Genomic DNA, 25206 nt, shown 5'->3' with positions numbered 1-25206 from the left:
GCTCTGGTCCAACGGTTTCACAGACGAAACCGGATAGATGGAGATTACATTGGGTATCGAGTATTTTTTCAAGGCCAGCCCGGCCATTCAGATCCATATCATTGCGGCTCTGGCCGCGCTGATGTTTGGTATCCTGATGTTCGTGCGACGCAAGGGTGACAAGACGCACCGTATGATGGGCAAGATCTTTCTACTCTTCATGCTGACCACGGCGACATCCGCCATCTTTATCCGTCAGATCAATGATGGAAATTTCTGGTGGATACACCTCTTCATTCCACTCACATTCTTCGCGTCCTGGGAGGCTGTGTATTATATCCGCAAAGGCAATGTCAGAAGCCATAAGCGCGCGGTGACGGGCCTTTTCTTCGGGGCGCTACTCATTCCGGGGGTTTTCGCCATGACACCCGGTCGGCTGATGCATGTCATCATTTTCGGCGCGTCCTACTAGAGCTGACGCAATTCATCCCGATCGTGTCATGCAGGCGGTTGCGGGCCGGGCCGGGGGCGCTATAACGCGCGCAAACCTTAACGGCCTTCCATCCAACGACGGACACGCATTCCATGAACATCCACGAATATCAGGGCAAACAGGTACTCAAGGAGATCGGAGCGCCCGTCTCTCCCGGCATCGCCATTTTCGACGCGTCTGAGGCCAAAGCAGCTGCTGAAGAGCTCGGCGGGCCGCTCTGGGTCGTGAAGTCGCAAATCCACGCCGGTGGCCGCGGCAAGGGCAAATTCATCGAAGAGACAGCCGGAGAGCAGGGCGGCGTTCGCCTGGCTCGTTCGGTTGATGAGGTCGTGACTTTCGCCGAGCAGATGCTCGGCTCTACGCTGGTGACGGAACAGACTTCGGATGAAGGCAAGGTCGTCAACCGCCTCTATATCGAGCATGGCTCCGACATCGAGACCGAACTCTACCTCTCCATCATCATCAACCGCGACACGTCGCGCGTGTCCTTCATTGCCTCGACTGAAGGCGGCATGGATATTGAAGCGGTCGCACATGACACGCCGGAAAAGGTCATCAATTTCGACGTCGACCCGGCGACGGGTTTCCAGCCGCACCATGGCCGCACGCTGGCCAAGGCGCTCGGGCTCTCCGGTCAACTCGCCAAGCAGGCGGGCAAGCTCGGCAAGACGCTTTATAATGGTTTCCTTGCCAAGGATATGGCGATGCTGGAAATCAACCCGCTGATCGTCAATGGCGATGGTAATCTGCACTGCCTCGACGCCAAGATCAGCTTTGATGAGAACGCTCTATTCCGCCACCCGGATGTGGTCGCGATGAAGGATGAGACCGAGTCTGATCCCAAGGAAGTCGAAGCGCAGAAATATGACCTGTCCTATGTTGCACTGGACGGCAATATTGGCTGCATGGTCAACGGGGCCGGCCTCGCCATGAGCACCATGGACATCATCAAGCTCTACGGCGCCGAGCCCGCCAACTTCCTTGATGTCGGCGGCGGTGCGACCAAGGAAAACATCGTTGCGGCCTTCAAGATCCTGACATCCGACGACAAGGTCGAAGGCATTCTGATCAATATCTTCGGCGGTATCATGAAATGCGACATCATCGCACAAGGCGCGGTCGATGCAGTCAAAGAAGTCGGCCTCGAAGTGCCGCTCGTCGTCCGCCTCGAAGGCACCAATGTCGAAGCGGGCAAAGCCATCATCGACAATAGCGGCCTGAACGTCATCAGCGCGGATGACCTGGACGATGCGGCAAAGAAGATCGTGGCGGCTGTCGGGGGGTAGTTTTGATCGGAAAACTAAACGCCCTCATACTGATTGCCTTCACGAGTGCAGCAAAAGGTAGACGGCGGATCAGGTTGACGGAAAAGCTATTGAGATTAACGCGGCAAGCCGATGAAAGTACGCGCGATGTTTACTTTCCTTCGGGAAGCGATCTGTTTTTATACACAGATCACCTTAAAAATCTCGATGCGGAAACCAAGCGTGTACTCTATCCATTAGGGCGCGAGTTTTTCGATCTATGCGGCTATGACGGTTCCGACTTTTCCAAGAGTCCTCACGACAGGGCGCTGCGCGCCCAGCTCCTGGGCGAAGGTTAGTGCCTTCATGAAAAAGCTTGTCGCGGGCTTTCTGGGACTCTTTCTTATTTCGGCCTGCATGGATGCATCGGGCGGCGACGTTGAAGGCGGCGGTCTAACCCCGCCACCTGGCTTTTTCGAACGGGTCGATGAAAACTGCCGAGCCGAGGCAACCATTACCTTATCCGAAGATGCTCCCTCTGTGCGTCAACTCAACGGTCAGAGCCTCCTGACCTACCAGCTCACTGATCGCGGCACGATGCAATGCGCAGTGCGTCATTCAGATGAAAGCGTGATCGATATTCGGGTCATGGGCGCGGAGTAGGGTTGCGAGCCCGTGCTACACAGGATATGTGTAGCCGTGATGGCCAATAAGAACGTCACACTCGCCATGCCTGAAAAGCTAGTCGCTGACATGAAAGTCGCGGCCTTCCAACAGGGCACATCCATGAACGCCGTAATCCGCGAGCTTTGCGAGGCCTATGTCGGCAAGGCGCGAGCAAAAGATGAGGCGCGCGAAGCGTTGTTGAAGTTGATTGATGAAACGGACGGGCAGATGGGTAGCGGGCGTTTTGACCGTGAGGAGACCTATTCCGGCGAGTCCCGGTTCGATAAATTCAAGGCGTCCTGATCCGTGACGCCAGACTGCCTAATCGATACGAATGTCCTGCTTTATGCGGCGCTCCACGCGGAGGACGCGCCGGAGAAATGGAAACGGGCCCGTGCGATTGTGGCCGAAGAAAACTATTCGACCTCGGGTCAGGTGCTCGCCGAATTCTATACGAATGCGACTAACCCTCAGAAGTTCGAGAAGCCTTTGTCGACGTCAATAGCGTCCAAGTGGGTCGCGGCTCTTTCCATGAAACCTTGCGCAGACGTTGACAGCGCGGTTGTTATGCAAGGGATACAGAATTCTATACGCTTTCAGATTTCCTATTGGGACGGCGCGATCATCGCAGCCACGGAAGCGCTCGGCGCGTCCATACTCTATTCCGAAGACCTGAGCCACGGGCAACATTACGGCTCCGTTCGCGTCATCGATCCTTTCAAACCTCATCCGGATTTCAGCTAAAAGGAAACCACAATGTCCGTCCTCATTAACAAAGACACCAAGGTCATCACCCAGGGTATGACCGGCAAAACCGGGACGTTCCACACGGAACAGGCCATTGCTTACGGCACGAAAATGGTTGCGGGCGTGACGCCCGGCAAGGGCGGGACCGAGCATCTCGGTCTGCCCAATTTCGACACGGTCGAAGAAGCGGTTCATGCGACCGGCGCGACAGCGTCCGTCATCTATGTTCCGCCGCCCTTCGCCGCTGATTCCATCATGGAAGCTATTGCGGCGGAGGTCGAACTGATCATCGCCATCACGGAAGGTATTCCCGTGCGCGACATGATCCCCGTCAAGCGGGCGCTGCAAGGCTCCAAGTCGCGGCTGATCGGCCCGAACTGCCCCGGGGTTCTGACGCCCGAAGAGTGCAAGATCGGCATCATGCCCGGCAAGATTTTCAAGAAAGGCACGTGCGGCGTCGTCTCGCGCTCCGGTACGCTGACCTATGAAGCCGTGTTCCAGACGACACAGGTCGGCTTGGGTCAGACAACTGCTATCGGAATCGGCGGCGACCCGATCAATGGCACCAATTTCATCGACTGCCTGGAACTGTTCCTCAACGATGACGACACCAAGCAGATCATCATGATCGGCGAAATCGGCGGCTCAGCCGAAGAGGAAGCGGCGGAATATATCGCGCACCAGCGCAAAAAAGGCCGTGCCAAGCCCATGGTCGGGTTCATCGCCGGACGCACGGCGCCTCCCGGACGCACCATGGGCCACGCCGGTGCGATCGTCTCGGGCGGCAAAGGTGGCGCCGAAGACAAGATCGAAGCCATGGAAAAAGCGGGCATCAAAGTGTCGGACAGCCCGGCCCGTCTCGGCACGACGCTGATGGATGTGTTGAAGGGGTAAGATCTATAGACGGATCGGCGCGTCAGCGTAGACCCTGAAAGCCGCCTTCTTGGCGGCTTTTTGTTTGCCCATCAGGTGAAGACGGCCTAGCTCTTAAGTCTGAATTCTGGAGGAGACAGCGATGCGGCATGGATCAGTGAAGACAGGGTTTCGGCTCGGGCTCGTCATGGCGGCCATGACCCTGTCTGCCTGTGCGGCAACGATGACCACCAAAGTCGCACCGGAGCCTCTCAGGGCGACCCTTGTCCCGGATCGTCTGGCCGGGACCTATGAGGCGCTTCAATATGCGCCCGCGACGCGCGCAGGCGACATGCTTTATCTGTCCGGTGTCGTGGCCACAGTGGCTGAGGGCGAAACCACGATCCAGCCCGCGATCAACCGCATGTTCGACGAGATCGAAATGATCCTGGCCGAGGCTGGTGCCGACTGGTCGGATGTGGTGGACGTGACCAGCTATACGACCGATCTCGACGCGCAACTCGGGGCACTCTGGGCGATAAAGTCGGAGCGCGTCTCTGCGCCCTATCCCAGCTGGACCGTGATCGGGACGAACGGACTTTATGGTGGGGATGCCGCGATCATCGAAACGAAAGTCACGGCCTATCTACCGGACCGATAAGGCGGGTCAGTGGATAAACGCACAAATCTCGCAACCCATCTGCCATTCATATTGTATTGACCATAAGGCCCGATGACAGGGCGGGCTGCTTAGGTTAAGCGGCTTACAAACAGACGAGCAAGAAGTACTCTTCATGGCCAAGCGAACCGAGTTGAACCAGGCGTTCATCGACACGGACTTTCTCGACGGCACATCCGCCGCCTATCTTGATCAGATGCAGGCGCGCTATGCGGATAATCCGGCCAATGTCGATGCCAGCTGGCGGGCCTATTTCGACGCACTCGGCGAAGACCGGGCCAATGCCAAGGCCAATGCAGACGGACCGAGCTGGCGTCGCGACAACTGGCCGCCTCAGCCAAATGGCGAACTGACCCAGGCGCTGACAGGTGACTGGGGCGACAGCGCGGCCAAGGCTGAAGCGGCTATCGCCAAGGTTCAGCCCGACATGACCGCCGATCAGGTTCAGCAGGCGGCCAAGGATTCCCTTCACGCCCTGATGCTGATCCGGGCCTACCGGGTGCGAGGCCATCTGATTGCCGATCTCGATCCGCTGGGCCTGCGCAAGCGTGGGACCCATCCGGAACTCGATCCCGACACTTACGGGTTCGATGCGGCGGATCGCGACCGGGACATCTACATCGATGGGGTGCTGGGCCTGCAATATGCGACGATCAACCAGATCCTGGAAATCGTGCAGCGGACCTATTGTTCGACGATCGGTGTGCAGTTCATGCACATCTCCAATCCGGAAGAGAAAGCGTGGATCCAGGAACGGATCGAAGGGCCTGACAAGCAGGTCAGCTTTTCCAAGGCCGGACGTCTGGCGATCCTGCAGAAACTGATCGAAGGCGAAAGCTTCGAACAATTGCTGCACAAACGCTATCCCGGCACGAAACGCTTCGGGCTGGATGGGGGTGAAGCCCTGATCCCCGCCATGGAGCAGATCATCAAACGCGGTGGACAGCTGGGGCTGCAGGACATCAATATCGGCATGCCGCACCGCGGTCGTCTCAACGTCATGGCCTCCGTGATGAAGAAGCCCTACTCGGCAATCTTCTATGAATTTCTCGGCGGCGTGGCCTCAGGGGCCGAAGATTTCGGCTCCGGCGACGTGAAATATCATCTGGGTGTGTCGGATGACCGTGAATTTGACGGGAACAAGGTCCACTTGTCACTCGCGCCCAACCCGTCCCACTTGGAAGTTGTCGCACCCGTCGTGATCGGCAAGGCCCGGGCGAAACAGCAGCAGAAGTCGGGAACCTACCGGACCCATAATCCGAAGGCCGTCATGGCTGTGATTCTGCATGGCGACAGTGCCTTTGCCGGGCAGGGTGTGGTCACGGAAACATTGCAGATGAGCCAGCTCACCGGCTACCGCACGGGCGGCTCAATCCATGTCATCGTCAATAATCAGATCGGCTTCACCACGACTCCGGATGAATACCGGTCGGGTGAATATTGCTCCGACGTGGCCTTCATGGTCCAGGCGCCGGTGTTCCACGTCAATGGCGACGATCCGGAAGCGGTCGTCTATGCCGCGCGGATCGCGACGGAATACCGCCAGAAATTCGGGCGCGACGTTGTGATCGATATCGTCTGCTACCGCCGTTACGGCCACAATGAAGGCGACGATCCGTCCTTTACCCAGCCGCTCATGTATCGTGTGATCAACGACAAGAAGTCCCCGGCGCAGCTCTATGCCGAGCGTCTGATCGCGCAGGGCGACATGACCGAGGCGGAGTATAAGCAGCGCGAGGACGACTTCTACGCCTTCCTCGACAATGAATTCGACGAGGCCAAGGATTTCGAATCCAAGGCTCCGGACTGGCTGGACGGGGTCTGGTCGGGCATCACATTGCCGCCCAATGACGATGAAAAGCGCCGCGGGATCACCGGCGTTCCTGTCGAGACGCTCAAGGAAATCGGCAGCAAGATCACGACCGTCCCGAACGATGTCGATATTCACCGCACGCTGAAGCGGATCATCAAGATGCGGGCTGAGAAGATCGAATCCGGTCAGGATATTGACTGGGGTCTGGCCGAACATCTCGCTTTCGGGTCGCTCGTGCTGGAAGGCCATCCGGTCCGCCTGTCCGGACAGGACTCCGAGCGCGGCACGTTCAGTCAGCGTCAGAGCCATTTTATTGATCAGACAACGGAAGCGAAATACACTCCGCTCAATAACCTCTCCGATGACCAGCAATATTATCAGGTCTTGAATAGTCACCTGTCCGAAGAAGCTGTGCTCGGTTTCGAGTATGGCTTTTCAACCACGGCTCCGAATGCGCTGACCATCTGGGAAGCACAGTTCGGCGACTTCGCCAATGGAGCGCAGGTCATGGTGGATCAGTTTATCAGTTCGGCGGAGCAGAAATGGTTGCGCATGAGCGGCCTCGTCATGCTGCTGCCACATGGGTATGAAGGGCAGGGGCCAGAACATAGTTCCGCCCGGCTGGAGCGCTACCTGCAGATGTGCGCCGAAGACAATATGCAGGTGGTCAACGTGTCCACCCCATCCAACTATTTTCATGTGCTGCGGCGTCAGCTGCACCGCAACTTCCGCAAGCCGCTGATCGTAATGAGCCCGAAGAGCCTGCTGCGTCACAAGCGTTGCGTATCCACGCTCGACGAAATGGGGGCGGAGACCTTCTTCCACCGCGTCTTGTGGGATGATGCCGAGTTCAGGCCCGACGCGTTCGAAACCAAGCTGGTCGACGATAAGAAGATCAAGCGCGTCGTGATCTGTTCCGGCAAGGTCTATTACGACCTGTTGGAAGAACGCGAGAAACTGGGCCGCGGCGATGTCTATCTGCTGCGCGTCGAGCAGTTCTATCCCTATCCGAACGGGGCCCTGACAGAGGAGCTGAAACGCTTCGCCCATGCCGACATGGTCTGGTGTCAGGAAGAGCCCAAAAATATGGGCGCGTGGAGCTTTATCGAGCCGCGACTGGAAGAAACGCTGACCGCATTGGGCGCAAAGACCACGCGCGCGCGTTATGTCGGCCGCGCGGCAGCGGCGTCCACGGCGACGGGCATTGCGACCAAGCACAAGAAGGAGCAGCAGGCGATCCTGGATGGCGTGTTTGCGAAATAGAGCCTATTGTTGCGTGACGCCGTGTCTGTGCGTGCACCAAAGACCATTGTTTGATCTGTTCATACCGAAACAGGAGCGCTAGGAGCGCAGACATGACTGATATCACCATACCCAATGTCGGCGAAAGCGTTGCCGAAGTGACGATTGCCAGCTGGATGAAGCAGGCCGGCGATACGGTGAAGAAGGACGACCCGATCGTCGAAATCGAAACCGACAAGGCGAGCCAGGAACTGGTCGCGCCGGAAGATGGTGTCCTGTCCGAAATACATGTGGCGGAAGGCGAAACGGTCGCTGTCGGCACGCTGATCGCAACCATGGGATCCGGCGCGGGCGAAGCGCCGGCGGCCAAGGGGGATGCAGAGGTCAAGGCGCAGACCCAAAGCGCATCGTCCGGTGAGAGCTCCGGCTCATCGCTCGATATCAATGTGCCTAATGTCGGCGAAAGCGTATCCGAAGTCACCGTTGCCAGCTGGATGAAAGCTGTCGGGGACAGCGTTGCCAAGGACGAACCGATCGTCGAACTGGAAACCGACAAGGCTGCGCAGGAGCTGGTGGCTCCGCGCGCAGGTGTGCTGACGGAAATCCTTGTCTCAGAAGGCGATATCGCCACCATCGGCCAGACACTGGCGCGCATGGGTGAAAGCACTGGGTCGGGCGATCTGCCGGGACCGGAGGCTTCGGCCAATGGAGATGAAGGCGGCGGTCTGGCTGGTGTTCCCGGGACCAATGTTGATACGGTCCCCAATGATGTGCGTGTCATGCCAGCGGCTGCGAAGATCATCCGGGAAAACGATCTGGACGCATCGAAGATCAAGGGCACGGGCAAGGATGGCCGCATTCTGAAAGCCGATGCGGCCCAGGCTCTTGAGGCGGGAACGGCGAAAAAATCCGCTGCGCCAGCAATTACACCAGCCGTTTCAGCGCCAGCGCCTGCTGCGCCGTCCGCTCCGGCAACGCCGCGTGAGACGGGTGAGCGCGAGGAACGCGTCCGCATGTCGCGCATGCGTCAGACCATCGCCCGGCGTCTGAAGGACGCCCAGAACACGGCGGCCATGCTGACGACCTATAATGAAGCCGACATGTCGGAAATCATGGCGCTGCGTTCGAAATATAAGGAAGTTTTCCTGCAGAAGCATGGCGTGAAGCTGGGCTTCATGTCCTTCTTCGTGAAGGCCTGTGTCCAAGCGCTGAAGGAAGTGCCTGAGGTCAATGCCGAAATTGACGGCCAGGACGTCATCTACAAGAATTTCTACGATATCAGCATTGCGGTTGGCACGCCAAAGGGCCTGGTCGTGCCGGTTCTGCGCGATGCCGATACGCTGACGCTCGGCGGCATTGAAAAAGGCATTGGCGCACTCGGCGCGAAAGCGCGCGACGGCAATCTGTCCATGGACGATATGCGCGGCGGCACCTTCACCATCTCCAATGGCGGTGTCTATGGCTCCCTGATGAGCTCGCCTATTCTCAATCCGCCACAGTCCGGCATTCTCGGCATGCACAAGATCGAAAAGCGTCCCGTTGTCGTGAACGACGAAATCGTCATCCGCCCGATGATGTATCTGGCGCTATCCTATGATCACAGGATTGTCGACGGCAAAGGGGCGGTGACCTTCCTGGTCCGTGTCAAGGAATGCCTGGAAGACCCGGAACGTCTCCTCCTCGACCTCTAACGCATCAGCCCGGCCCTCGCGCCGGGTTTTCTCATTAGAGCAGCGACTGGTCGACCAGGGCGGGCGCAACGCATGTACGCGGCAGCCGACAAGTCAGCATTATGCGAGCTGTTTTCGCGGCATTGGGCGCGGGGGCGTGAAGTGTGCGAAGGTCCATCAGATAGATGTCGCCTGCCTGTCCTGTCAGCTCCACAACCTCCAGGTCGACATCTGCAACCGCGCCGGCCGTCTCGTTCAGATCCGTTATCGGAGGTCGACCGCCGTCAAACAGCCGACGAAAATAATCCGCTTTCGCCAATGCACGCTTCAAGTCTTTCGACCGCAGCGATCGGGATGTATTGAGTAGTCGGTGAGATCCGGCGAGCACAAGTGTGCCGCCCCCGCGTGGTTCGACATCATCCAGAAATGTGAACATCTGAAGGCCGGGTTGCCCGAGCGCGCCCAGTCTCGGCACATCGACGTGCCAGACGTTATGCGGCACAGACCAGGTCGGGCTGTCCGGCAACGAGAAAAGGATCTGCTGTCCCGGTGGCAGAGGCGTGACGGTCTCTCCCACAAGCTCTGCCGCAATTTCGAGCAGCGTCTTGCTGATGAAATCAGGAAAGTGATCTGATGCATTCAGCGCCTTGAGAGCGTCACGAAACGACTTGTCGACACCGAACCGGCTGTCTGAATGCGCCCAGCCGCTGGACGAATAAAGGCCATGATCTGACGCGAGCCCGAGAATCAGCTCCCGCGCGAGACGAACATCCGACTGGGGCAGGAAAGCGTCCATCCGGGTGAGACCCCGTCGATCGAGCGCATTCTTATTGTCTTGCAGCGTCATTCTAGGCGCAGATCTAATCGATGTGGTATCGCGTGTCAGTGACCATATTTTGGGACGGATCCGGTCAGTATCTTTCTCCTGACTCGACAGGGCTGCGACATTTTGGCAATCTCCGGCAAAACAGGGGGACTTGATATGAAGAAATTACCAGTCTGGTTCTGGGTGGTCGGGGCATTGTTTCTGATCTGGAACGCGTTCGGCTGTTACGTCTATCTCGTCGATATGCGCGCATCCGATGCCGTCTATCTCGAACGCTATGGCGAGGACATGCTGGCGGCGCGGGCGCTTTACCCGACATGGGCGACGGCATTCTATGCGCTGGCCGTCTGGTCCGGCCTTCTGGCGTCACTTCTGCTCCTGCTGCGGCGCAAATGGTGCGTGCCGCTCTTCATGCTGTCGCTCGTGGCGGCGATCATCTGCTTCATTCCCAATTTCACCGATGCTGCCCTGCAGCAGCTCACAGGCTCCACCTATTGGGTGATGCCCGTGGTGGTCGTGATTATCGGGGTTGTGCAGATCTGGTTCTCGCGCCGGGAAAGCGCCAAGGGCACACTCCGATAGACGTATATTGCGGTAAAACGACACAAAACCCCGGTTCAGGCCGGGGTTTTGCGTTTAGGACGCGCTTTCTAATCTTTCGCCCTATCTAGGTCTCATGAACGAAGCCGCGCGAATGATCGCTGCGGCCCGAACGAATAGAGACCCTAGAAAGGATCACCATCATGGCCAAAGCCAAAACATCCAAGAAAACCAAAACAGCCAAAAAAGCTGACGTGTCCAACCTGCGCAAAGCTTCGCTTGCTTATGTCGGCCTGTACGGTCTGGCCTATGAGCGCGCTCAATTCCGCGCCGACCAGCTGAAAGCCGCATCCGGTGAGCTGTTTGAAACGCTCGTCAAAAAAGGCGAAAAGCTGGAAGCTCAAGGCCTCGAGCTGACCAAAGACACACGCGCCAAAGCGACCGACATGGTCGAAAACAGCATGGAAACCGTCAAGAACGTCGTTCCTTTCGGTGGCCGTGACAACCGTGTCGAAGAGCTGGAAGCCGAAGTTGCAGCTCTGAACAAGAAGATTGCTGCGCTTTCCAAGAAAGCAGCTGCACCACGCAAGACGGTGAAAACCGAAACGACGACTGAGAAGAAAGCCGCTTAAGGCCGACTTCAAGTCCTCCGACCGAGGCGGGTCGTCGCTTCCTCTCTCCCCATTTCCCTAGGAAATGCGACCTGTCCGACGTCATATTGCGGCCCATGCACCCCCTGCATGGGCCGTTTTTTATGCGCGATGCGTGGCTGGGTCGACGCGAATCTGATGAAGATTGGCAACGCTTGTTTGTCTCGCCCGTTATCTCAAGCTAAGAACGGATTATCGGGATTATTGGGAGAGACGCTTTAATGGCCATCAAAAAAGAAAAAGTCGCAAAACAGGCGGCTGAAAACACCACTGCGGTCAACAGTCTCGTTGGCTTCCGCCGGTCCGAAGTGGTCAAATCCCTGGGTATAATGGCGGGGTATATTGCGCGTCAGCCCAAACCATTTGCCAAGCATGTTGGCGCTTACGGCAAGGAACTGTTCGACATCGTCAAGGGTGATAGCGAGTTGTCTCCCCATCCCAAGGACCGCCGGTTCCAAGACGAAACCTGGTCGAAGAACCCGATCTACAAACGCGGACTGCAAAGCTGGCTGGCCATGCGGCGTGAACTGGATGGCTGGATCAACGACTCCCAGATGCATCCGGCCGACAAGGCGCGCGCCAAATTCGTGACCGATCTGATCGGGGACACGCTCGCGCCGACCAACTCGCTGATCGGCAACCCGGCCGCCATGAAGAAGCTGTACGAGACTGGCGGCATGTCGCTCGTGAACGGTCTGAAAAACGCCTATGAAGATCTGCGCAAGAATGGCGGCATGCCGAGCCAGGTCGATGGCCGCCCGTTCAAGGTAGGCGAGAATGTCGCCAATACGCCGGGGGCTGTGGTCTACAAGACCGAGATGCTGGAGCTGATCCAGTACAAGCCCCAGACCGATGACGTCCATAAGACGCCGCTGATGATCATACCGCCACAGATCAACAAATATTATGCGGTCGATCTGGAGCCGAACAAGTCCATGATCCGCTTCCTTCTGAAAGCCGGATTTCAGGTTTTCGCCGTGTCCTGGCGCAATCCGAGCCGTCAGCATTCCCATTGGGGGCTGGAAGAATATGTCGAGGAGCTGATCGTCGCGACGGACGCCGTCCGCAAGATCACCCGGACCAAGCGAATCAACGTATCCGGCGCCTGTTCCGGCGGCACGACCATGGCGCTGATGCTATCGGAACTGGCGGCGCGAGGCGATGACCGTATTAACGCCTTTACCCTGATGGTCTCAGTACTGGACGGCAAGAAATCCGATTCCGAAATCGGTCTGTTCGTGACCGATACGGCGATCGAGGCGGCGCGACGCCATTCCAAGAAAAAGGGTATTCTGGCCGGCGACGAACTGGCGCGGTCCTTTGCCTGGATGCGTCCGAACGATCTGATCTGGAACTATGTCGTCAATAACTATCTGCTTGGGGAAAACCCGCCGCCATTCGACGTTCTGTTCTGGAACAATGATAGTACCAACCTGCCGGCGCAGCTTCATTCTGACTATCTGGATATCTTTCAGAAGCGGTCCTTCCGCCCTGACAAGACGGAAGTCTTCATGGATCATATCATCGATCTGTCGGCCGTCACGCAGGACAATTTCATGGTCGCCGGCATCACGGATCACATTACGCCGTGGAAGGCCTGCTACCGCAATGTGCGCCTGTTCGGCGGCGATTCGACCTTCGTGCTGTCCAATTCGGGCCATATCCAGTCACTGCTGAACCCGCCCGGTAATCCGAAAGCGCAATATTTCGTCAATGAGGACTTTCCACCGCGTGCCGATCGCTGGCTGGAAGGCGCAGACAGTTACGGCGAAAGCTGGTGGCTGCGCTGGAAGGACTGGCTGGGCGAGCGTTCCGGCGAGATGAAGGCAGCCCCGAAATCTCTCGGCAACAAGGCCCATCCGCCCATATCCAAAGCCCCAGGCGAGTATGTCTTCACCTGATCCGGGCGGGGCACTTATCCGTCCGATCCGATCAACCCCGGCCTCGCGCCGGGGTTTTTGCATGCGGCAATGCATATGTGGGGAACTGCGATTTAAGCTTTTGCAAACCTGCGTGAACCCATTACTGACGTCACTGAATGATAGATCCGGGCGCTAGACTCGAGGGACTGTCAGGGGATTCGGCGTTTACGCCGGGAAAGACGTTTCATGAGTTTCCAGCAGAATCTGCCTCGGATCTTCTTTTCGAAGATCGGCAATCAACAGCTGCGCACAGCCATCTGGACTGGTGTCGACAAGGGTTTTGGCAAGCGCACGCCGCTGCTCTTCTTCAACGGCATCGGGGCCAATCTCGAAATTGCCCAGCTATTCGCCGACACATTCACGGGTCGGGACATCATCACTTTCGATATGCCGGGTGTCGGTGGATCGCCCGATCCGACCATTCCCTACCGCCCTTGGTGGGTGGCGAAGGCGGCAAAACAGATCCTGCGCGATAATGGCTATCACCGTGTCGATGTGCTGGGCGTATCCTGGGGCGGCGGACCGGCGCAGCAATTTGCGTGGCAGAACAAGTCGATGACGCGCCGCCTGATCCTGTGCGCAACCTCGCCCGGCTGGACCATGGTACCCGGCAATCCGAAGGCGCTGTCCAAGATGGCCAGCCCGCGCCGCTATATGGACCGGGACTTCCTGAAAAAGAATTTCGAGACGCTCTATGGCGATGCGGCCAGCAAGTCGGATGAGTTTTCCGTCAATATGGTGCCGCCTTCCATCAAGGGCTATCTGTTCCAGCTCGGTGCGATGATGGGCTGGTCTTCCTTGCCGTTTGCGCGGCGTATTCGCGCGCGGACGCTCATCATCATGGGCGGCAATGATCACATCGTGCCGGTCATCAATGGCCGTATTCTGGATGCGATCTATCGCCGTTCCCGACTCGAAGTGATCGAAGGCGCGGGCCATCTCTTCCTGCTGACGCGGCGCGAGGAAACGGTCGACATTATCCGTGATTTCTTCGGCGAACCTGAAATGCCGATTCCGCATGCCGAGCCTGTCGAAGTGCCCTCCGTGGCCGCCAGCTTCGTACATGCCAATGACAGGTTTCGCGCCAAGGCTTAACAGTTCCCATACCAGCAACGGAGTCCGATCATGGCCGATGACAAGCAGAGCAAGAAAACGACCGACATGGCCCGGCGAATCTGGCTGGCGGGCATCGGGGCCTATGGCAAGGCTTTCGAAGACGGGCGTGACGCGATCCGCGGGCTTTCCGGCGAGTTGTCGGGCAAGACATCCGATGTCTTCGAAACACTCGCGGAAAAAGGCGAACAGCTAGAGACGGCGGCCAAGATCAAGGGGGCGGAACTGGCCGGGAAAGCGTCAGGTCTCGGCTCGGAACTCCAGTCCAACCTGGCTATTGACGAACGCATTCAGGCGATGCGGGACCGGCTTTCCGGCTCTCAGGAGGACCGGGTCGATGCGCTGGAAGCGCGTCTGGCGGCGATGGAAGCCAAGCTCGACCTGCTGATCAAACAGACCGCCACCACCAAGCGCGCTACCCCGACAAAGACAACCACGACCCGCACGCGCAAAGCGCCTGCCAAGAAGGCTGCTCCGAAGAAGACCGCCAAGAAAACCACAGCCAAGAAAACTGCAGTCAAGAAACCGGCGACCAAGAAAGCAGCGGCAAAAACAACGACGTCAAAAAAATAGACGACAAGGCCACGCAATTATTGTGATTTGTGCTAGTTTGGGCGCGTGACGGAACGCTCCAAGACCAAGGATACGATCCTGCGGACGGCGCAGGCGCTCTTCAATAATGAGGGCGAGCACGCTGTCAGCTCTGTCGATCTGGCCTCTGTGATCGGGATTTCACCCGGTAATCTCTATTACCATTACAAAGGCAAGGACCCGATCATCCGCGAGCTGTTTGCGGATTTCGAAATCGAATTGCGTCAGGTGTTATCGGCGCCGATCAATGAACCGCTCGCCCTGCAGGATAACTGGGTTTATCTCTACATCATCTTCGAGGAGATATGGGACTTCCGATTTTTCTACCGTAACCCGGCAACGCTGATCGATCGGGTGCCGGAACTGGCCATGCCCTTTTCCCGTTTGCTGGCGCTGAAGGAACGAACCGCCTTCTCGCTTCTGTCCGATCTCGAAGAGGGCGGGCATCTGCATTTTGGCGAGGGCGAAAAGGCGGCGCTGTCTGCCCGGCTGTCACAGCATTTTACGTTCTGGCTGCAATATCACCAGCTCCGCGAAGGCCCGGGACCTGAAAACGCCCCCACGAAGGCCCTGATCGACCGCGGTGTCTATCAAAGCCTGTCCATGATCGCGCCTTACTGGGCGCATGGGGAAGGCTTTGCCGACCTGTTGCGCGAAGCCGAGCCGGACAGCTTGCGATGAACGTCAGATGAACGCTGCGCTCACTCAGACCTCAAGGGCAGTTCGCTATGGGACAGGCATGACCCGATTTGCGATCCTTCTGCTTTCTTCCGTGACACTCTCCGGCTGGGGCACACAGGCGATCGGTCAAACCAGCTATCAGGCCGGATCCAGCCTGTCCGGCTCGTCCGGATCCAGTGCGACCTATCAGCGTGGACCTGCTTTCCCAGACCTGTCGCCGGAAATCATCGCGCAGGATGTGACGACCGAATATAATCGCCGGACCGGAGCGCCCGAGGCGGTCGGCCCGACATTCGATCCGTTTGAACAGGATGAGGACTTGGCCGGACAGGCCTATTTGCGCACGACGGACGGTGTCCGTGATCTGAATGGTATACGCCTGCAGGACGGTGTCCTGCTGGAGGTGCAACTATACTATACGGATTATGGCGACAGGGATATCGGTCGCACGCGCGACGCCGTGTTCCTGAACGGGGATCCGGTTCCCATCGTGCTGAGCGATAGTCGCGAGCTGGAATGCTCGTCTCGCGTGACGGAAACCGTCTATCATTATGATCGTTACTATTATCCGGGCTATGGTGGGCTTTACCGCCCGCGTCCGACCTATTTCGGTCACAGCCTGTTTGATTTCTCCTATTGGGGCGGGCGCTCCGATGGCTGGCACAGGCGTTACCAGGGCCCCCATCATACCGGGCATCCGCGGCGTTACCGCCCGGAGCGGCGCGAGCGCCGGCGTCCGACCCGGCGGTGGGACCGGACTCAGGTGCCATCCAATAATTTCGTACCGCGGGGAACCGCCCGGATCGTTCCCGGACAGGACCTGCCGCGCAGCCGCGTCGATCATTATATCAATGGCCGACCCGCCGGGGCCAAGGATCGCACGCGTGATGTACAGCCGGATCGGCCTCGCCGACCCCGGCGTAGCGACCGGACGGATCGATCCCGCGATGTCCTGCCCGAGACGCTCGTTCCAGGCCGCAGCGACCGTTCGTCGCGGCGCGACCGAGACCGCAGAGACCGCGTCACTGTGCCCAGCCCGCGTGCGCCAAGCCCCCGCGTGACGACGCCCCGCATTCCCAGTCCCCGCACGTCCAATCCGCGTGTCCCCAGTCCGCGCGTAACGCCGCAGCCCGCTAAACCTCGGCCCGCGCCGCCTGTCAGCAAGCCCAGACCAAGTCGCGAACCCAGCACGTCCGTACCGGAGCGCTATGACATGTTTCCGAGCGATCGGCCGCGCGACGGCGTTGTGGTTTCGTCGGTCCGGGATTGTGCACGCGAGGACAGGCTGACCCTGTTCATTCCCTATGACCGGTTGGAGGCCGCCCGTTTTGACGGTCTGACCCTGTTCATACGGGATGTTAGCTATGATCAGCGGATCGACCAGACGACCGTCTATGATGAGCGCCCACTCTATCTGCCGCCTAACTATATTGACGGGTTCAAACTGGGCGCATCACTCCCGTAACAGGCGAAACTGGCATCGAGTTTGCAAGGGAAAGTCCGATCCTGCCAAGTGTGCCCCTGCGGTACACAGATGACGGATCCCACGATGATCGCTCCGCTCCCACTGGGCCGTCATCATGCTAGTCGATTGAAAACCCCGCGCTCCCACGCGGGGTTTTTCTTTGCCTCATCTTGGCCTATGCACGCGCGACCCTCACAAAAACGAAGATTACGCATGCTCTCTACATTGAAACGCGAAGCTGGATATCTGGGAGGCCTGTTGCGGATGTTGCGGTCCGTGAAGGATGTCGATGCGGAATCCGGTCACCTGCTGGCGGACGAGCTGGAAATGCGCGTCGATGCGTTCGGTCCCAATATCGCCTTCATCGAGGATGAGCGGCAGTGGACCTACGATCAGATGGAAGAATATGCCAATCGTGTCGCTGGCTGGTGTGTGGCCAATGACATTCAGAAAAACGACACGGTGGCGGTGTTCGTGCGCAATCGCTTGGAATATGTCGCGCTTTGGTTCGGACTGACCAAGCGCGGTGTGATCCCGGCCCTGATCAATTTCCAGCTTGCGGGAAGTGCGCTGGCCCATTGTGTCAATATCAGTGAAGCCGCCCACGTCATTGTCGATGTCGATCTGATCGATAGCTGGAAGACCGCACGCGAACATCTCGAGGACGGTCTGACTGAATGGGCCGCTTATGGCGAGGTTCCCAAGGGCCACAAGCGCAAGATGAGGTCCTTTGACGAACCGCTCAGCGACATCGTGCCGAACCGGCCCGCCAAATCCGTCCGCGATGGGCTGACAGCAGGCGGGCAGGGTATGAAGATGTTCACCTCCGGAACAACCGGTCTGCCCAAAGCGGCCAAGGTGACGCATGTGCGGGCCCAGAACTATATGCGGGGTCTCGGTGCTGGCGCAAAAGCCGGTCCAAAAGACCGGATGATGATGGTGCTACCCCTCTATCACGCCACGGGCGGCCTTGTCGGAATGGGCGCGGCCATTTCCAATGGCGGAGCCTGCATCGTGCGCCCCAAATTCAGCGCGTCCACCTTCTGGGACGAAGCCGTGAAGTACGAAGCCACCATGTTCACCTATGTCGGTGAACTGTGCCGGTTCCTGCTGTCCACGCCGCCACACCCGCTGGAACGCGAACACAAAATCCAGTGGATCATGGGCAATGGACTGCGTCCGGAAGTCTGGGAAAGCTTCGTAGCGCGGTTCAATATCCCACACGTGATCGAATTTTACGGCGCGACCGAAGGCAATGTCAGCCTGATCAATCTGGATAGCCGGGTCGGCGCGGTCGGGCGTGTGCCGTCCTATCTGAAGTGGAAGTTCAACATCGACATTATTCGGTATGATGTCGAGACTGGCGAAAACCCGCGCGGTTCGGATGGCTTTGCATTGCGGGCCGATGATGATGAAGTCGGTGAAGTGATCGGTGAAATCCGTACCGATGATCCACGGTTCCGCTTCGACGGTTATGAAACCAAGGAAGCGACGCAGAAGAAAATCCTGCGCAATGTTTTCAAGCCGGGCGATGCCTGGTTCCGGACGGGCGACCTGATGAAACGCGACGCTCAGGGCTACTTCTACTTTATCGACCGTGTCGGCGATACGTTCCGCTGGAAGGCCGAAAATGTGGCGACCAACGAAGTCGCAGGCGTGCTGTCTGGGTTCCCCGGGATCACGCAGGCCAATGTCTACGGTGTGGAAGTGCCAGGCTATGATGGGCGGGCCGGCATGGCCGCGCTGGTCGCGGAGACACCGCCAGATCTGGCCGAGCTGAAAGACTATCTGGACCGCGAATTGCCGCATTATGCGCGGCCCGTCTTTCTGCGCCTGTCCAGCGAGTCGGAGACGACCTCGACCTTCAAGTTCAAGAAGACCAATCTCGTCAAAGCGGGCTTTGATCCAGACCGGATCAGCGAACCCGTCTATTTCTGCAATCCGCAGACGAAGGCGTATGCGCATGTCGATGTGGAAACGTTCGAGAAGATCAATAATGGAACGATCCGCTTGTGAGGCTGGAATCGAAACGGGTCGGGAAGACGGCGGTTACGCCACAGGATGTGCTCGACTTCTGGTTCGCGCCGGATAACCAGACATACTGGTTCAACGCGACGAAGGCGTTTGATGACGAAATCCGCCGCCGGTTCGAACGCACCGCGTCGATACTCGCTGATCCGGTTGCCGTGACCGGGTTGAACTGGCGGGCGGACCCAGAGTCGCAACTGGCGGAGATTATCACGCTCGATCAGTTTCCGCGCAACATGTACCGTGACTCACCGGCTGCCTTTGCATGGGACCCTCTGGCCCTGACATCGGCAGACGACATGGTTGATCGGGGTTGGGATCTGGAGATTCCAATCGCTCGGCGCAGTTTCGTCTACATGCCTCTCATGCATGCCGAAAACCTGATCGCGCAAAACCGCTGTGTCGAATTGTCGGGCACGCGGCTGGATGATGGCGGTAGTACGCTGCGCCACGCCATTGCCCATCGCGACGTGATCGAACGGTTTGGCCGATTCCCGCACCGCAACGATGTTCTCGGCCGGGACAGCACGGCAGAGGAGCGTGAATTCCTCGCCAATGGAGGGTATGATCCGTCATGAAGCAGGTCGGTATTCTGATTTTCGACGATGTCGAAGAACTGGATTTTGTCGGGCCCTGGGAAGTTTTCCAGATGGTCAACGAAGTTGCGCGTCTGCGCGGCGAAACAGAACCGCTCCATAACCGTCTGATCTCGCGTGACGGTGCCGACATTCTGGCGTTCAAACAGATGCGCGTCGGAGCCCATGCGAGCATGGCGGCGATCGAGGCGCTGGATGTGCTGCTCGTGCCAGGCGGGCAGGGATCACGCGCGGTAATACAGGACGAGGCGATGATGGGGTGGGTCGAGCGGATCGCGCCCGGCTGCGACTGGGTGACATCCGTCTGCACAGGGGCTTTCATCCTGTCCAAAGCCGGTCTGTTGAACGGACGGCGCGCCACGACCCACTGGTCGGCATTCTCGGAGTTCGAACGCCTTAACATGGGCGGGACGCTGGTTCCGCATGTTCGATATGTCCGGGACGAACATGTCGTGACAGCCGCTGGCGTATCGGCGGGGATCGATATGGCGCTGTGGTTGGTGGGACAATGGTTCAGCCCGCAAATGTCACGTGATGTAGCGCGGGCTATGCAATATGATCCCGTGCCGCCTTACGCCGCAGACGTTTAGTCGTTAGACAGGCACTCGTGAAGACGCCCAAAACCCTGATCGAATCGCTATCGGAAGCGCTGTCCGAGCAATTCTCGAAGCTCAGTCCGGATGAGCAGTTTCTCGACCGGTTTCAGGATAATTTCCGCCGTATGACCCGCCGTTTCGACGTGCCCGGTCCGGAAGTCCGGGTCCGCGACGAGTTTGAAATCAACGGCGTAAAGGTTCAGCTCTTCATTCCGTTCGGCCCATTATCCGCGATGGGGCCGACGCTGATCTACGCCCATGGCGGCGGCTTTGTGACCTGCGACACGCAGACCCATGAAGGCATTATCCGTCGTCTGGCCAATGCGTCGCTATGCCGTGTCATTTCCGTGGAATATCGCCTGGCGCCCGAACATCCCTTTCCTGCGGCCCCAGACGATGTGAATATGGTCGTAGAATGGGCCCTGAGCGGACATGGACGGTCGCGCGGAATCGATCCCGACAATATCGCAGTCGGCGGCGATAGCGCCGGTGGCAATATGGCGGCCTGGCTGGCACAGGTTCACAGGGATCGCCTGAAAGCGCAGATCCTGTTCTATCCGATGATGCAGATGCAGGACATCAAGCCGCCCAATCCGGGGCCGCAGGACTGGCTGCAGATCGGGACGGTCGCGCTGAAATATATTCAGGAACATTATGTCGCGGGCGCCGACCCGACCGATCCGAAAATTTCGCCTCTCTTCGAGCCGGACCTGGACGGGCTGCCTCCCGCCTTCGTCCTGACCTGCGGGTTGGACCCTCTCCGGGATGAAGGCCGTCTCTATGTCGACAAAATGCGAGAGGCGGGCAATCTGGTTGAATATCGCTACGAGAAAACAATGCCGCATGGCTTTCTGAATTTCGCCAAGGCGTTTCCGCGCGCGAACACATTGCCGATCGAAGCCGCCGAGTTTCTACGCCGCCAATTCGAGATATTACCAGATTAGGCCCGCCTCATGATCACTCTGTATTTCCATCCGTTATCCAACCCGTCCCTCTATCCGCTATTTGTGGCCTCCGCTGCAGGGTTGGAGGTCGAGCGACAGTCTATCGATCTGTCCGTGCAGGAACAGAAGAGCGACAGCTTCCTCAAAGTCAACCCGTTCGGACGCGTGCCCGCCCTTGTAGACGGCGATTTCGCGCTTGGTGAGAGTGCGTCGATTGCCCGCTATCTGGCCCGTACGTCGGGCGGCGATATCTATTCCGAGGACATTCGCGAAGCTGCTCTGATCGATCAATGGGTCGATTTCGTTGCCCATCACATCCGGGTCAATGTCGCCCGGATCAACTATAACCGCTTCATTGCGCCGATGATCGGGGTCGAGCCGGATCAGGCCTCGGTCGATCTGGGCATTCGCCTGCTTGGCGAGAACCTGCCGCATCTGGAGGTCGCTCTGGATCATGATGGTCATCTGCATGGCGAGCGTCTGACCTTGGCCGATCTCGCCCTGGTTGCGGCTTTCGAACCCGAAAAAGTCGCCCAGATCGACCTGAGTGCCGCGCCGGTCACGACAGCCTGGCTGAAAAAGATGCGGCAACAGGACTGGTATACAAACGTTCATTCCCACTACGGCGCGGAGTTGGGACTATAGCGTTTCGTCCGACCGCAGCCATTCATGAACTGGGCGAAGACTTTTACGACCCGGTTCTACCGGCGCATTTCCCTAAACTGACGCTGCGCTATGCCGATCAGCATAGCGCAGATGCGATCGGACTGAGCGATGTCGATTGGACCGCACGCTTCGGTCGGTTCGAGCCATTTGAAGGGTCACTGCCGGAGCCGCTGGCGCTGCGCTATCATGGCCATCAGTTCCGCCATTACAATCCCGAGATCGGGGATGGTCGCGGCTTTCTTTATGGGCAGTGCCGTGACGCGAACGGACGCCTACTGGATTTCGGCACCAAAGGATCGGGGCAGACACCTTTTTCGCGCCGCGGGGACGGACGGCTGACTTTGCTGGGGGGCGTGCGCGAAGTACTGGCATCGCGCTATCTGGAACATCTGGGCGTGAACACGTCGCGTAGCTTCTGCCTGATCGAAACGGGTGAAGAATTGCAGCGTCACGACGAACCCTCACCGACACGGTCCGCCGTGCTGACGCGCCTCAATCATAGCCATCTGCGGTTCGGAACCTTCCAGCGCCAAGCGTTCTTCGAACGCACCGACAATCTCGAAGCGCTGGTCGATTATTGTCGTCGTCATTTCTATCCGGAGGTCACCCGACCGGCGGATCTGCTGCGCGCCGTGGCCATTCGTAGTGCGGATGCGGTCGCCAGCTGGATGGCGGCGGGCTTTGTGCATGGGGTGATGAACACGGATAATATGAATGTGACCGGTGAAGTGTTCGACTTCGGACCCTATCGGTTTTTGCCATATTATGATCCGGCCTTCACGGCCGCCTATTTCGATCATGGCGGACTTTATGCGTTCGCCCGTCAGCCCGAGGCTATGGGATGGAATCTCGGCCAGCTGGCGCAGTGCCTGTCGCTGATCGAGGCGGATCAGCCGTTGATTGCGGCGCTGGAAAGCTATGTCGAGCAGTATGAAGCCGCGCTAGTGCGTCACATGTTCCGGCGTCTGCGTCTGGCAATTCCGGCCCGTGGCGGGGCTGCTTTCGTCAAATTGACCTTCGAGACGCTGCGCGAAAGCCGCGCCAACTGGCCGGACTTTTTCCATGACTGGGCTGGCGGGCCGTCATCCGCGCCGCTGCAGGATTATCCGGACGTGCAGTGGAGGGAGTGGAAGAGAGCCTATGCGGACTGCGAACCTGAGGGTCCGCGCCCGGAGACGGACCGACCGGCGACGCTGCTTTATGACGAAATCGGCGCATTATGGGCTCCGATTGTTGATAATGACGACTGGTCAACTTTTCGCGACACACTGGAAGGCTTCGACCGACGCCTCTATGGGTAAGTTCAAACCGGAGACATGACCATGAAACAGCTGATAGCCCCGATCGCCCTGATCGCGACCTTGCCCATCCTTGCCGCCTGCGCTGCGGAGAGCCCGCCGCAAGCCCGTGTCGAGGCCGACGTCACACCGGCGGCGACCGCTGTCGCCAGCGAGGTCGAAACGGCCAGTGCGTTCGATTTTTCCGCTCTGCCATCCGGCACATATACGGACGAGAATGGGCATGCATACATTCATTTCTCATACGATCATCAGGGCTATTCCCGCCCGATCCTCCGCTGGGGTGAGTTCGACGCGACCGTGGAGTATGATTCAGAGACCCCTGAAAACTCGACGCTGAACGTGACCATTCCGGTCGAGTCGATCGACTCGATGGTGCCGGCCTTCAACGACCATCTGAAAAGCGCTGATTTCTTCGATGTGGCGACTTATCCGACGATCACATTTCGTAGCACAGCGCTCAATATCAATCCGGATGGGTCGGGGACGATCACTGGAGATCTGACGATGAAGGATGTGACCCGCGAGATCACATTTGATGGGCAGCTCAATAAAATCGGGCAGCATCTCCGGTCCGGCAAGGACATGTTCGGGATCAGCGGTACCGGAACGCTGATGCGTTCCGATTATGATCTTGGACGGTTTGCGCCTAATGTCGGCGATGAAGTCACGCTGATGATCGAAGTCGAATTCCAGAAAGCTGATTAAGGGCATGGCGGGCACGACGCATTCTGCCCGCTATACGCGTGTCGCGATCGTCCTGCATTGGACGATCGCCCTGTTGATCATCGGCCTGATCGTCTTCGGGCTGCTGATGACAAAAGAATGGATGCCGAACCGGTTCGCCATCTATCAGCTGCATAAAAGTTTCGGCATCACCGTTCTGGCCCTGTCAATCGTCCGGCTGATCTGGCGGCTGCGTCACAAGCCACCCGCTTTACCCGACGCCATGCCTGGCTGGCAGCAGCGGGCGAGCCATCTCACTCATGGGGTTTTTTACGGGCTCATGTTTGTCATGCCATTGCTCGGCTGGGCGATGGTCAGCGCGTCCGATCTTCCGATACCGACCGTGCTGTTCGGCGTCGTGCCGTTACCCGATTTGCCGGGTCTCGCACAGTCCGAGGCATTGGAAGCCCGGTTCAAGGCTCTGCATGAAATCGGGGCGAAGCTGTTTATCGGCCTCATCGTTCTGCATGTCGGGGCGGCGTTGAAGCATCAGTTTATCGACCGGGACGGCGTGCTGCGCCGAATGTTGCCCATCCTCCGCTAACCAGTCAGCCACTAACCCGTCATTCGCTAGCGCGAGAATGCGTCGTCAGAGCGCCTCGACACGCTTGCGGAGCAGGGCGCCGACCTGATCGACCGGGAAAGCATGCAGCTCCGTTCGCAACGCCATCACCAGACTGTCGCCCAGAATGCAGAGCTGCTTGCGCGTAAAAGGCAAGTCGCGCTGCAAAAGCCGTGAGCCCAGCGAGAGGCGGAAGGCGGCATAGTCCCGGCGATCGGGGCGGATATGGGGTTCGCGGAAATCGAGCGCCTGCACCGCCAGCTCCGCCAGATCGGCGGCGCTCGCCATCAGCTGAAAGCCTTGCCAAGACAGGGATTTGCCGATGCGGAACGTGCCCGCCTTGTTCGCATGTTCGACCATTTCATCGAAAACGCGCGGCAGAAATTCCCGGCGTGCATATGGCTCCTGTGTGCGTGTTTCTGCTTCGGCCATGATCAGGACCCTCCCCGTCACAGGACTGCGCGCACAGGGTTAATGAAGGGTTGAAGGCGTAAGCATGGCGATCCCGGGTGGATTCGAACCACCGGCCCCCAGATTAGGAATCTGGTGCTCTATCCGACTGAGCTACGGGACCGCAGGTCCGCTGCCTAGCCAAGCGCGGATCAACCGCCAAGACG

Annotated in this window: 27 protein-coding genes and 1 tRNA gene; 25 read left to right on the top strand and 3 right to left on the bottom strand. The window is 58.5% G+C overall.

Features of this window, described 5'->3' with window-relative positions:
• Nucleotides 1-37 precede the first annotated feature (37 nt).
• The 10 genes from AB6B39_RS13505 to odhB all read left to right on the top strand — a co-directional run bounded on the left by AB6B39_RS13505 (nucleotide 38) and on the right by odhB (nucleotide 9406).
• Nucleotides 38-451 (top strand): DUF2306 domain-containing protein, encoded by a 414-nt coding sequence (locus tag AB6B39_RS13505; RefSeq protein WP_284373892.1) that lies wholly within the window; start codon nucleotides 38-40, stop codon nucleotides 449-451.
• A 113-nt stretch (nucleotides 452-564) separates the two neighbouring features.
• Nucleotides 565-1758, top strand: a complete 1194-nt coding sequence (sucC, locus tag AB6B39_RS13500) for an ADP-forming succinate--CoA ligase subunit beta (protein WP_284373894.1) — start codon at nucleotides 565-567, stop codon at nucleotides 1756-1758.
• 2 nt (nucleotides 1759-1760) lie between these two features.
• Nucleotides 1761-2075, top strand: coding sequence for a hypothetical protein (locus AB6B39_RS13495; RefSeq protein WP_284373896.1), 315 nt, complete (start codon nucleotides 1761-1763; stop codon nucleotides 2073-2075).
• Nucleotides 2076-2082: 7 nt separating this feature from the next.
• Nucleotides 2083-2379: a hypothetical protein gene (locus AB6B39_RS13490; RefSeq protein WP_284373899.1), complete on the top strand. Its 297-nt coding sequence runs from the start codon at nucleotides 2083-2085 to the stop codon at nucleotides 2377-2379.
• 39 nt (nucleotides 2380-2418) lie between these two features.
• Complete coding sequence (locus AB6B39_RS13485) at nucleotides 2419-2685, top strand: hypothetical protein (RefSeq protein ID WP_284373901.1); 267 nt, start codon at nucleotides 2419-2421, stop codon at nucleotides 2683-2685.
• A 3-nt stretch (nucleotides 2686-2688) separates the two neighbouring features.
• Entirely contained in the window at nucleotides 2689-3126 is a 438-nt protein-coding gene (locus tag AB6B39_RS13480) for a PIN domain-containing protein (protein WP_284373903.1), read from the top strand.
• A gap of 12 nt (nucleotides 3127-3138) precedes the next feature.
• Entirely contained in the window at nucleotides 3139-4023 is an 885-nt protein-coding gene (gene sucD, locus AB6B39_RS13475; RefSeq protein ID WP_284373906.1) for a succinate--CoA ligase subunit alpha, read from the top strand.
• A gap of 121 nt (nucleotides 4024-4144) precedes the next feature.
• Nucleotides 4145-4642: a Rid family hydrolase gene (locus tag AB6B39_RS13470; protein WP_284373908.1), complete on the top strand. Its 498-nt coding sequence runs from the start codon at nucleotides 4145-4147 to the stop codon at nucleotides 4640-4642.
• 133 nt (nucleotides 4643-4775) lie between these two features.
• Nucleotides 4776-7736, top strand: a complete 2961-nt coding sequence (locus AB6B39_RS13465) for a 2-oxoglutarate dehydrogenase E1 component (RefSeq protein WP_284373910.1) — start codon at nucleotides 4776-4778, stop codon at nucleotides 7734-7736.
• Between the two features lie 92 nt (nucleotides 7737-7828).
• Entirely contained in the window at nucleotides 7829-9406 is a 1578-nt protein-coding gene (gene odhB, locus AB6B39_RS13460; protein ID WP_284373913.1) for a 2-oxoglutarate dehydrogenase complex dihydrolipoyllysine-residue succinyltransferase, read from the top strand.
• A 34-nt stretch (nucleotides 9407-9440) separates the two neighbouring features.
• On the opposite strand, the gene AB6B39_RS13455 is transcribed toward odhB, so the two are convergent.
• A complete protein-coding gene (locus AB6B39_RS13455; protein ID WP_284373921.1) occupies nucleotides 9441-10232 on the bottom strand; it encodes a phytanoyl-CoA dioxygenase family protein in 792 nt (263 codons plus the stop codon).
• A gap of 135 nt (nucleotides 10233-10367) precedes the next feature.
• Between AB6B39_RS13455 and AB6B39_RS13450 the strand changes: the two genes are divergently transcribed.
• From AB6B39_RS13450 to AB6B39_RS13380, 15 genes are all read left to right on the top strand, one after another.
• Complete coding sequence (locus tag AB6B39_RS13450) at nucleotides 10368-10793, top strand: hypothetical protein (RefSeq protein ID WP_284373923.1); 426 nt, start codon at nucleotides 10368-10370, stop codon at nucleotides 10791-10793.
• A gap of 161 nt (nucleotides 10794-10954) precedes the next feature.
• Nucleotides 10955-11383, top strand: a complete 429-nt coding sequence (locus AB6B39_RS13445; protein WP_284373925.1) for a hypothetical protein — start codon at nucleotides 10955-10957, stop codon at nucleotides 11381-11383.
• Nucleotides 11384-11622: 239 nt separating this feature from the next.
• Nucleotides 11623-13302 (top strand): alpha/beta fold hydrolase, encoded by a 1680-nt coding sequence (locus AB6B39_RS13440; protein WP_284373928.1) that lies wholly within the window; start codon nucleotides 11623-11625, stop codon nucleotides 13300-13302.
• 207 nt (nucleotides 13303-13509) lie between these two features.
• A complete protein-coding gene (locus tag AB6B39_RS13435) occupies nucleotides 13510-14418 on the top strand; it encodes an alpha/beta fold hydrolase (protein ID WP_284373930.1) in 909 nt (302 codons plus the stop codon).
• 30 nt (nucleotides 14419-14448) lie between these two features.
• A complete protein-coding gene (locus AB6B39_RS13430; protein WP_284373932.1) occupies nucleotides 14449-15009 on the top strand; it encodes a phasin family protein in 561 nt (186 codons plus the stop codon).
• A 45-nt stretch (nucleotides 15010-15054) separates the two neighbouring features.
• Nucleotides 15055-15708 carry a TetR/AcrR family transcriptional regulator gene (locus AB6B39_RS13425; protein ID WP_284373934.1) on the top strand — a complete coding sequence of 218 codons (654 nt, stop codon included), beginning with the start codon at nucleotides 15055-15057 and terminating at the stop codon, nucleotides 15706-15708.
• 58 nt (nucleotides 15709-15766) lie between these two features.
• Nucleotides 15767-17173, top strand: coding sequence for a hypothetical protein (locus AB6B39_RS13420; RefSeq protein WP_284373936.1), 1407 nt, complete (start codon nucleotides 15767-15769; stop codon nucleotides 17171-17173).
• Nucleotides 17174-17242: 69 nt separating this feature from the next.
• Entirely contained in the window at nucleotides 17243-19189 is a 1947-nt protein-coding gene (locus tag AB6B39_RS13415; RefSeq protein WP_371398622.1) for a long-chain-acyl-CoA synthetase, read from the top strand.
• Nucleotides 19186-19779, top strand: a complete 594-nt coding sequence (locus AB6B39_RS13410; RefSeq protein ID WP_284373940.1) for a DUF924 family protein — start codon at nucleotides 19186-19188, stop codon at nucleotides 19777-19779. The genes AB6B39_RS13415 and AB6B39_RS13410 overlap by 4 nt, the downstream gene beginning before the upstream one ends.
• Nucleotides 19776-20387, top strand: a complete 612-nt coding sequence (locus AB6B39_RS13405; RefSeq protein ID WP_284373942.1) for a DJ-1/PfpI family protein — start codon at nucleotides 19776-19778, stop codon at nucleotides 20385-20387. Before AB6B39_RS13410 ends, AB6B39_RS13405 begins: the two co-directional genes overlap by 4 nt.
• A gap of 17 nt (nucleotides 20388-20404) precedes the next feature.
• Nucleotides 20405-21337 (top strand): alpha/beta hydrolase fold domain-containing protein, encoded by a 933-nt coding sequence (locus AB6B39_RS13400; protein WP_284373944.1) that lies wholly within the window; start codon nucleotides 20405-20407, stop codon nucleotides 21335-21337.
• A 9-nt stretch (nucleotides 21338-21346) separates the two neighbouring features.
• Complete coding sequence (locus AB6B39_RS13395; RefSeq protein ID WP_284373945.1) at nucleotides 21347-21982, top strand: glutathione S-transferase family protein; 636 nt, start codon at nucleotides 21347-21349, stop codon at nucleotides 21980-21982.
• Complete coding sequence (locus tag AB6B39_RS13390; RefSeq protein WP_371398769.1) at nucleotides 21907-23304, top strand: protein adenylyltransferase SelO family protein; 1398 nt, start codon at nucleotides 21907-21909, stop codon at nucleotides 23302-23304. Before AB6B39_RS13395 ends, AB6B39_RS13390 begins: the two co-directional genes overlap by 76 nt.
• Nucleotides 23305-23325: 21 nt before the next feature.
• A complete protein-coding gene (locus tag AB6B39_RS13385) occupies nucleotides 23326-24009 on the top strand; it encodes a YceI family protein (protein WP_284373948.1) in 684 nt (227 codons plus the stop codon).
• 4 nt (nucleotides 24010-24013) lie between these two features.
• Complete coding sequence (locus AB6B39_RS13380; protein WP_284373951.1) at nucleotides 24014-24571, top strand: cytochrome b; 558 nt, start codon at nucleotides 24014-24016, stop codon at nucleotides 24569-24571.
• Between the two features lie 45 nt (nucleotides 24572-24616).
• Here AB6B39_RS13380 and AB6B39_RS13375 read toward each other — a convergent pair whose 3' ends face one another.
• A complete protein-coding gene (locus tag AB6B39_RS13375; protein ID WP_284373953.1) occupies nucleotides 24617-25021 on the bottom strand; it encodes a hypothetical protein in 405 nt (134 codons plus the stop codon).
• Nucleotides 25022-25086: 65 nt separating this feature from the next.
• Nucleotides 25087-25163 (bottom strand) — tRNA-Arg (locus AB6B39_RS13370).
• Nucleotides 25164-25206: the final 43 nt, after the last annotated feature.

This window comes from Algimonas porphyrae, assembly GCF_041429795.1.
GTDB classification, from domain to species: Bacteria; Pseudomonadota; Alphaproteobacteria; order Caulobacterales; family Maricaulaceae; genus Litorimonas; species Litorimonas porphyrae.
Note: the sequence above shows the minus strand (reverse complement) of the source record. Positions and strands in the feature narration are given on the sequence as shown.

Excerpts from the sequence above, each read along its gene's own strand:
- odhB (WP_284373913.1), top strand. The coding sequence starts at position 7,829 with ATGACTGATATCACCATACCCAATGTCGGCGAAAGCGTTGCCGAAGTG.
- AB6B39_RS13485 (WP_284373901.1), top strand. The coding sequence starts at position 2,419 with ATGGCCAATAAGAACGTCACACTCGCCATGCCTGAAAAGCTAGTCGCT.
- sucC (WP_284373894.1), top strand. The coding sequence starts at position 565 with ATGAACATCCACGAATATCAGGGCAAACAGGTACTCAAGGAGATCGGA.
- AB6B39_RS13405 (WP_284373942.1), top strand. The coding sequence starts at position 19,776 with ATGAAGCAGGTCGGTATTCTGATTTTCGACGATGTCGAAGAACTGGAT.
- AB6B39_RS13395 (WP_284373945.1), top strand. The coding sequence starts at position 21,347 with ATGATCACTCTGTATTTCCATCCGTTATCCAACCCGTCCCTCTATCCG.
- AB6B39_RS13445 (WP_284373925.1), top strand. The coding sequence starts at position 10,955 with ATGGCCAAAGCCAAAACATCCAAGAAAACCAAAACAGCCAAAAAAGCT.
- AB6B39_RS13490 (WP_284373899.1), top strand. The coding sequence starts at position 2,083 with ATGAAAAAGCTTGTCGCGGGCTTTCTGGGACTCTTTCTTATTTCGGCC.
- AB6B39_RS13470 (WP_284373908.1), top strand. The coding sequence starts at position 4,145 with ATGCGGCATGGATCAGTGAAGACAGGGTTTCGGCTCGGGCTCGTCATG.
- AB6B39_RS13505 (WP_284373892.1), top strand. The coding sequence starts at position 38 with ATGGAGATTACATTGGGTATCGAGTATTTTTTCAAGGCCAGCCCGGCC.
- sucD (WP_284373906.1), top strand. The coding sequence starts at position 3,139 with ATGTCCGTCCTCATTAACAAAGACACCAAGGTCATCACCCAGGGTATG.
- AB6B39_RS13385 (WP_284373948.1), top strand. The coding sequence starts at position 23,326 with ATGAAACAGCTGATAGCCCCGATCGCCCTGATCGCGACCTTGCCCATC.
- AB6B39_RS13435 (WP_284373930.1), top strand. The coding sequence starts at position 13,510 with ATGAGTTTCCAGCAGAATCTGCCTCGGATCTTCTTTTCGAAGATCGGC.
- AB6B39_RS13415 (WP_371398622.1), top strand. The coding sequence starts at position 17,243 with ATGACGGATCCCACGATGATCGCTCCGCTCCCACTGGGCCGTCATCAT.
- AB6B39_RS13450 (WP_284373923.1), top strand. The coding sequence starts at position 10,368 with ATGAAGAAATTACCAGTCTGGTTCTGGGTGGTCGGGGCATTGTTTCTG.
- AB6B39_RS13430 (WP_284373932.1), top strand. The coding sequence starts at position 14,449 with ATGGCCGATGACAAGCAGAGCAAGAAAACGACCGACATGGCCCGGCGA.
- AB6B39_RS13440 (WP_284373928.1), top strand. The coding sequence starts at position 11,623 with ATGGCCATCAAAAAAGAAAAAGTCGCAAAACAGGCGGCTGAAAACACC.
- AB6B39_RS13455 (WP_284373921.1), bottom strand. The coding sequence starts at position 10,232 with ATGACGCTGCAAGACAATAAGAATGCGCTCGATCGACGGGGTCTCACC.
- AB6B39_RS13380 (WP_284373951.1), top strand. The coding sequence starts at position 24,014 with ATGGCGGGCACGACGCATTCTGCCCGCTATACGCGTGTCGCGATCGTC.
- AB6B39_RS13375 (WP_284373953.1), bottom strand. The coding sequence starts at position 25,021 with ATGGCCGAAGCAGAAACACGCACACAGGAGCCATATGCACGCCGGGAA.
- AB6B39_RS13420 (WP_284373936.1), top strand. The coding sequence starts at position 15,767 with ATGACCCGATTTGCGATCCTTCTGCTTTCTTCCGTGACACTCTCCGGC.
- AB6B39_RS13465 (WP_284373910.1), top strand. The coding sequence starts at position 4,776 with ATGGCCAAGCGAACCGAGTTGAACCAGGCGTTCATCGACACGGACTTT.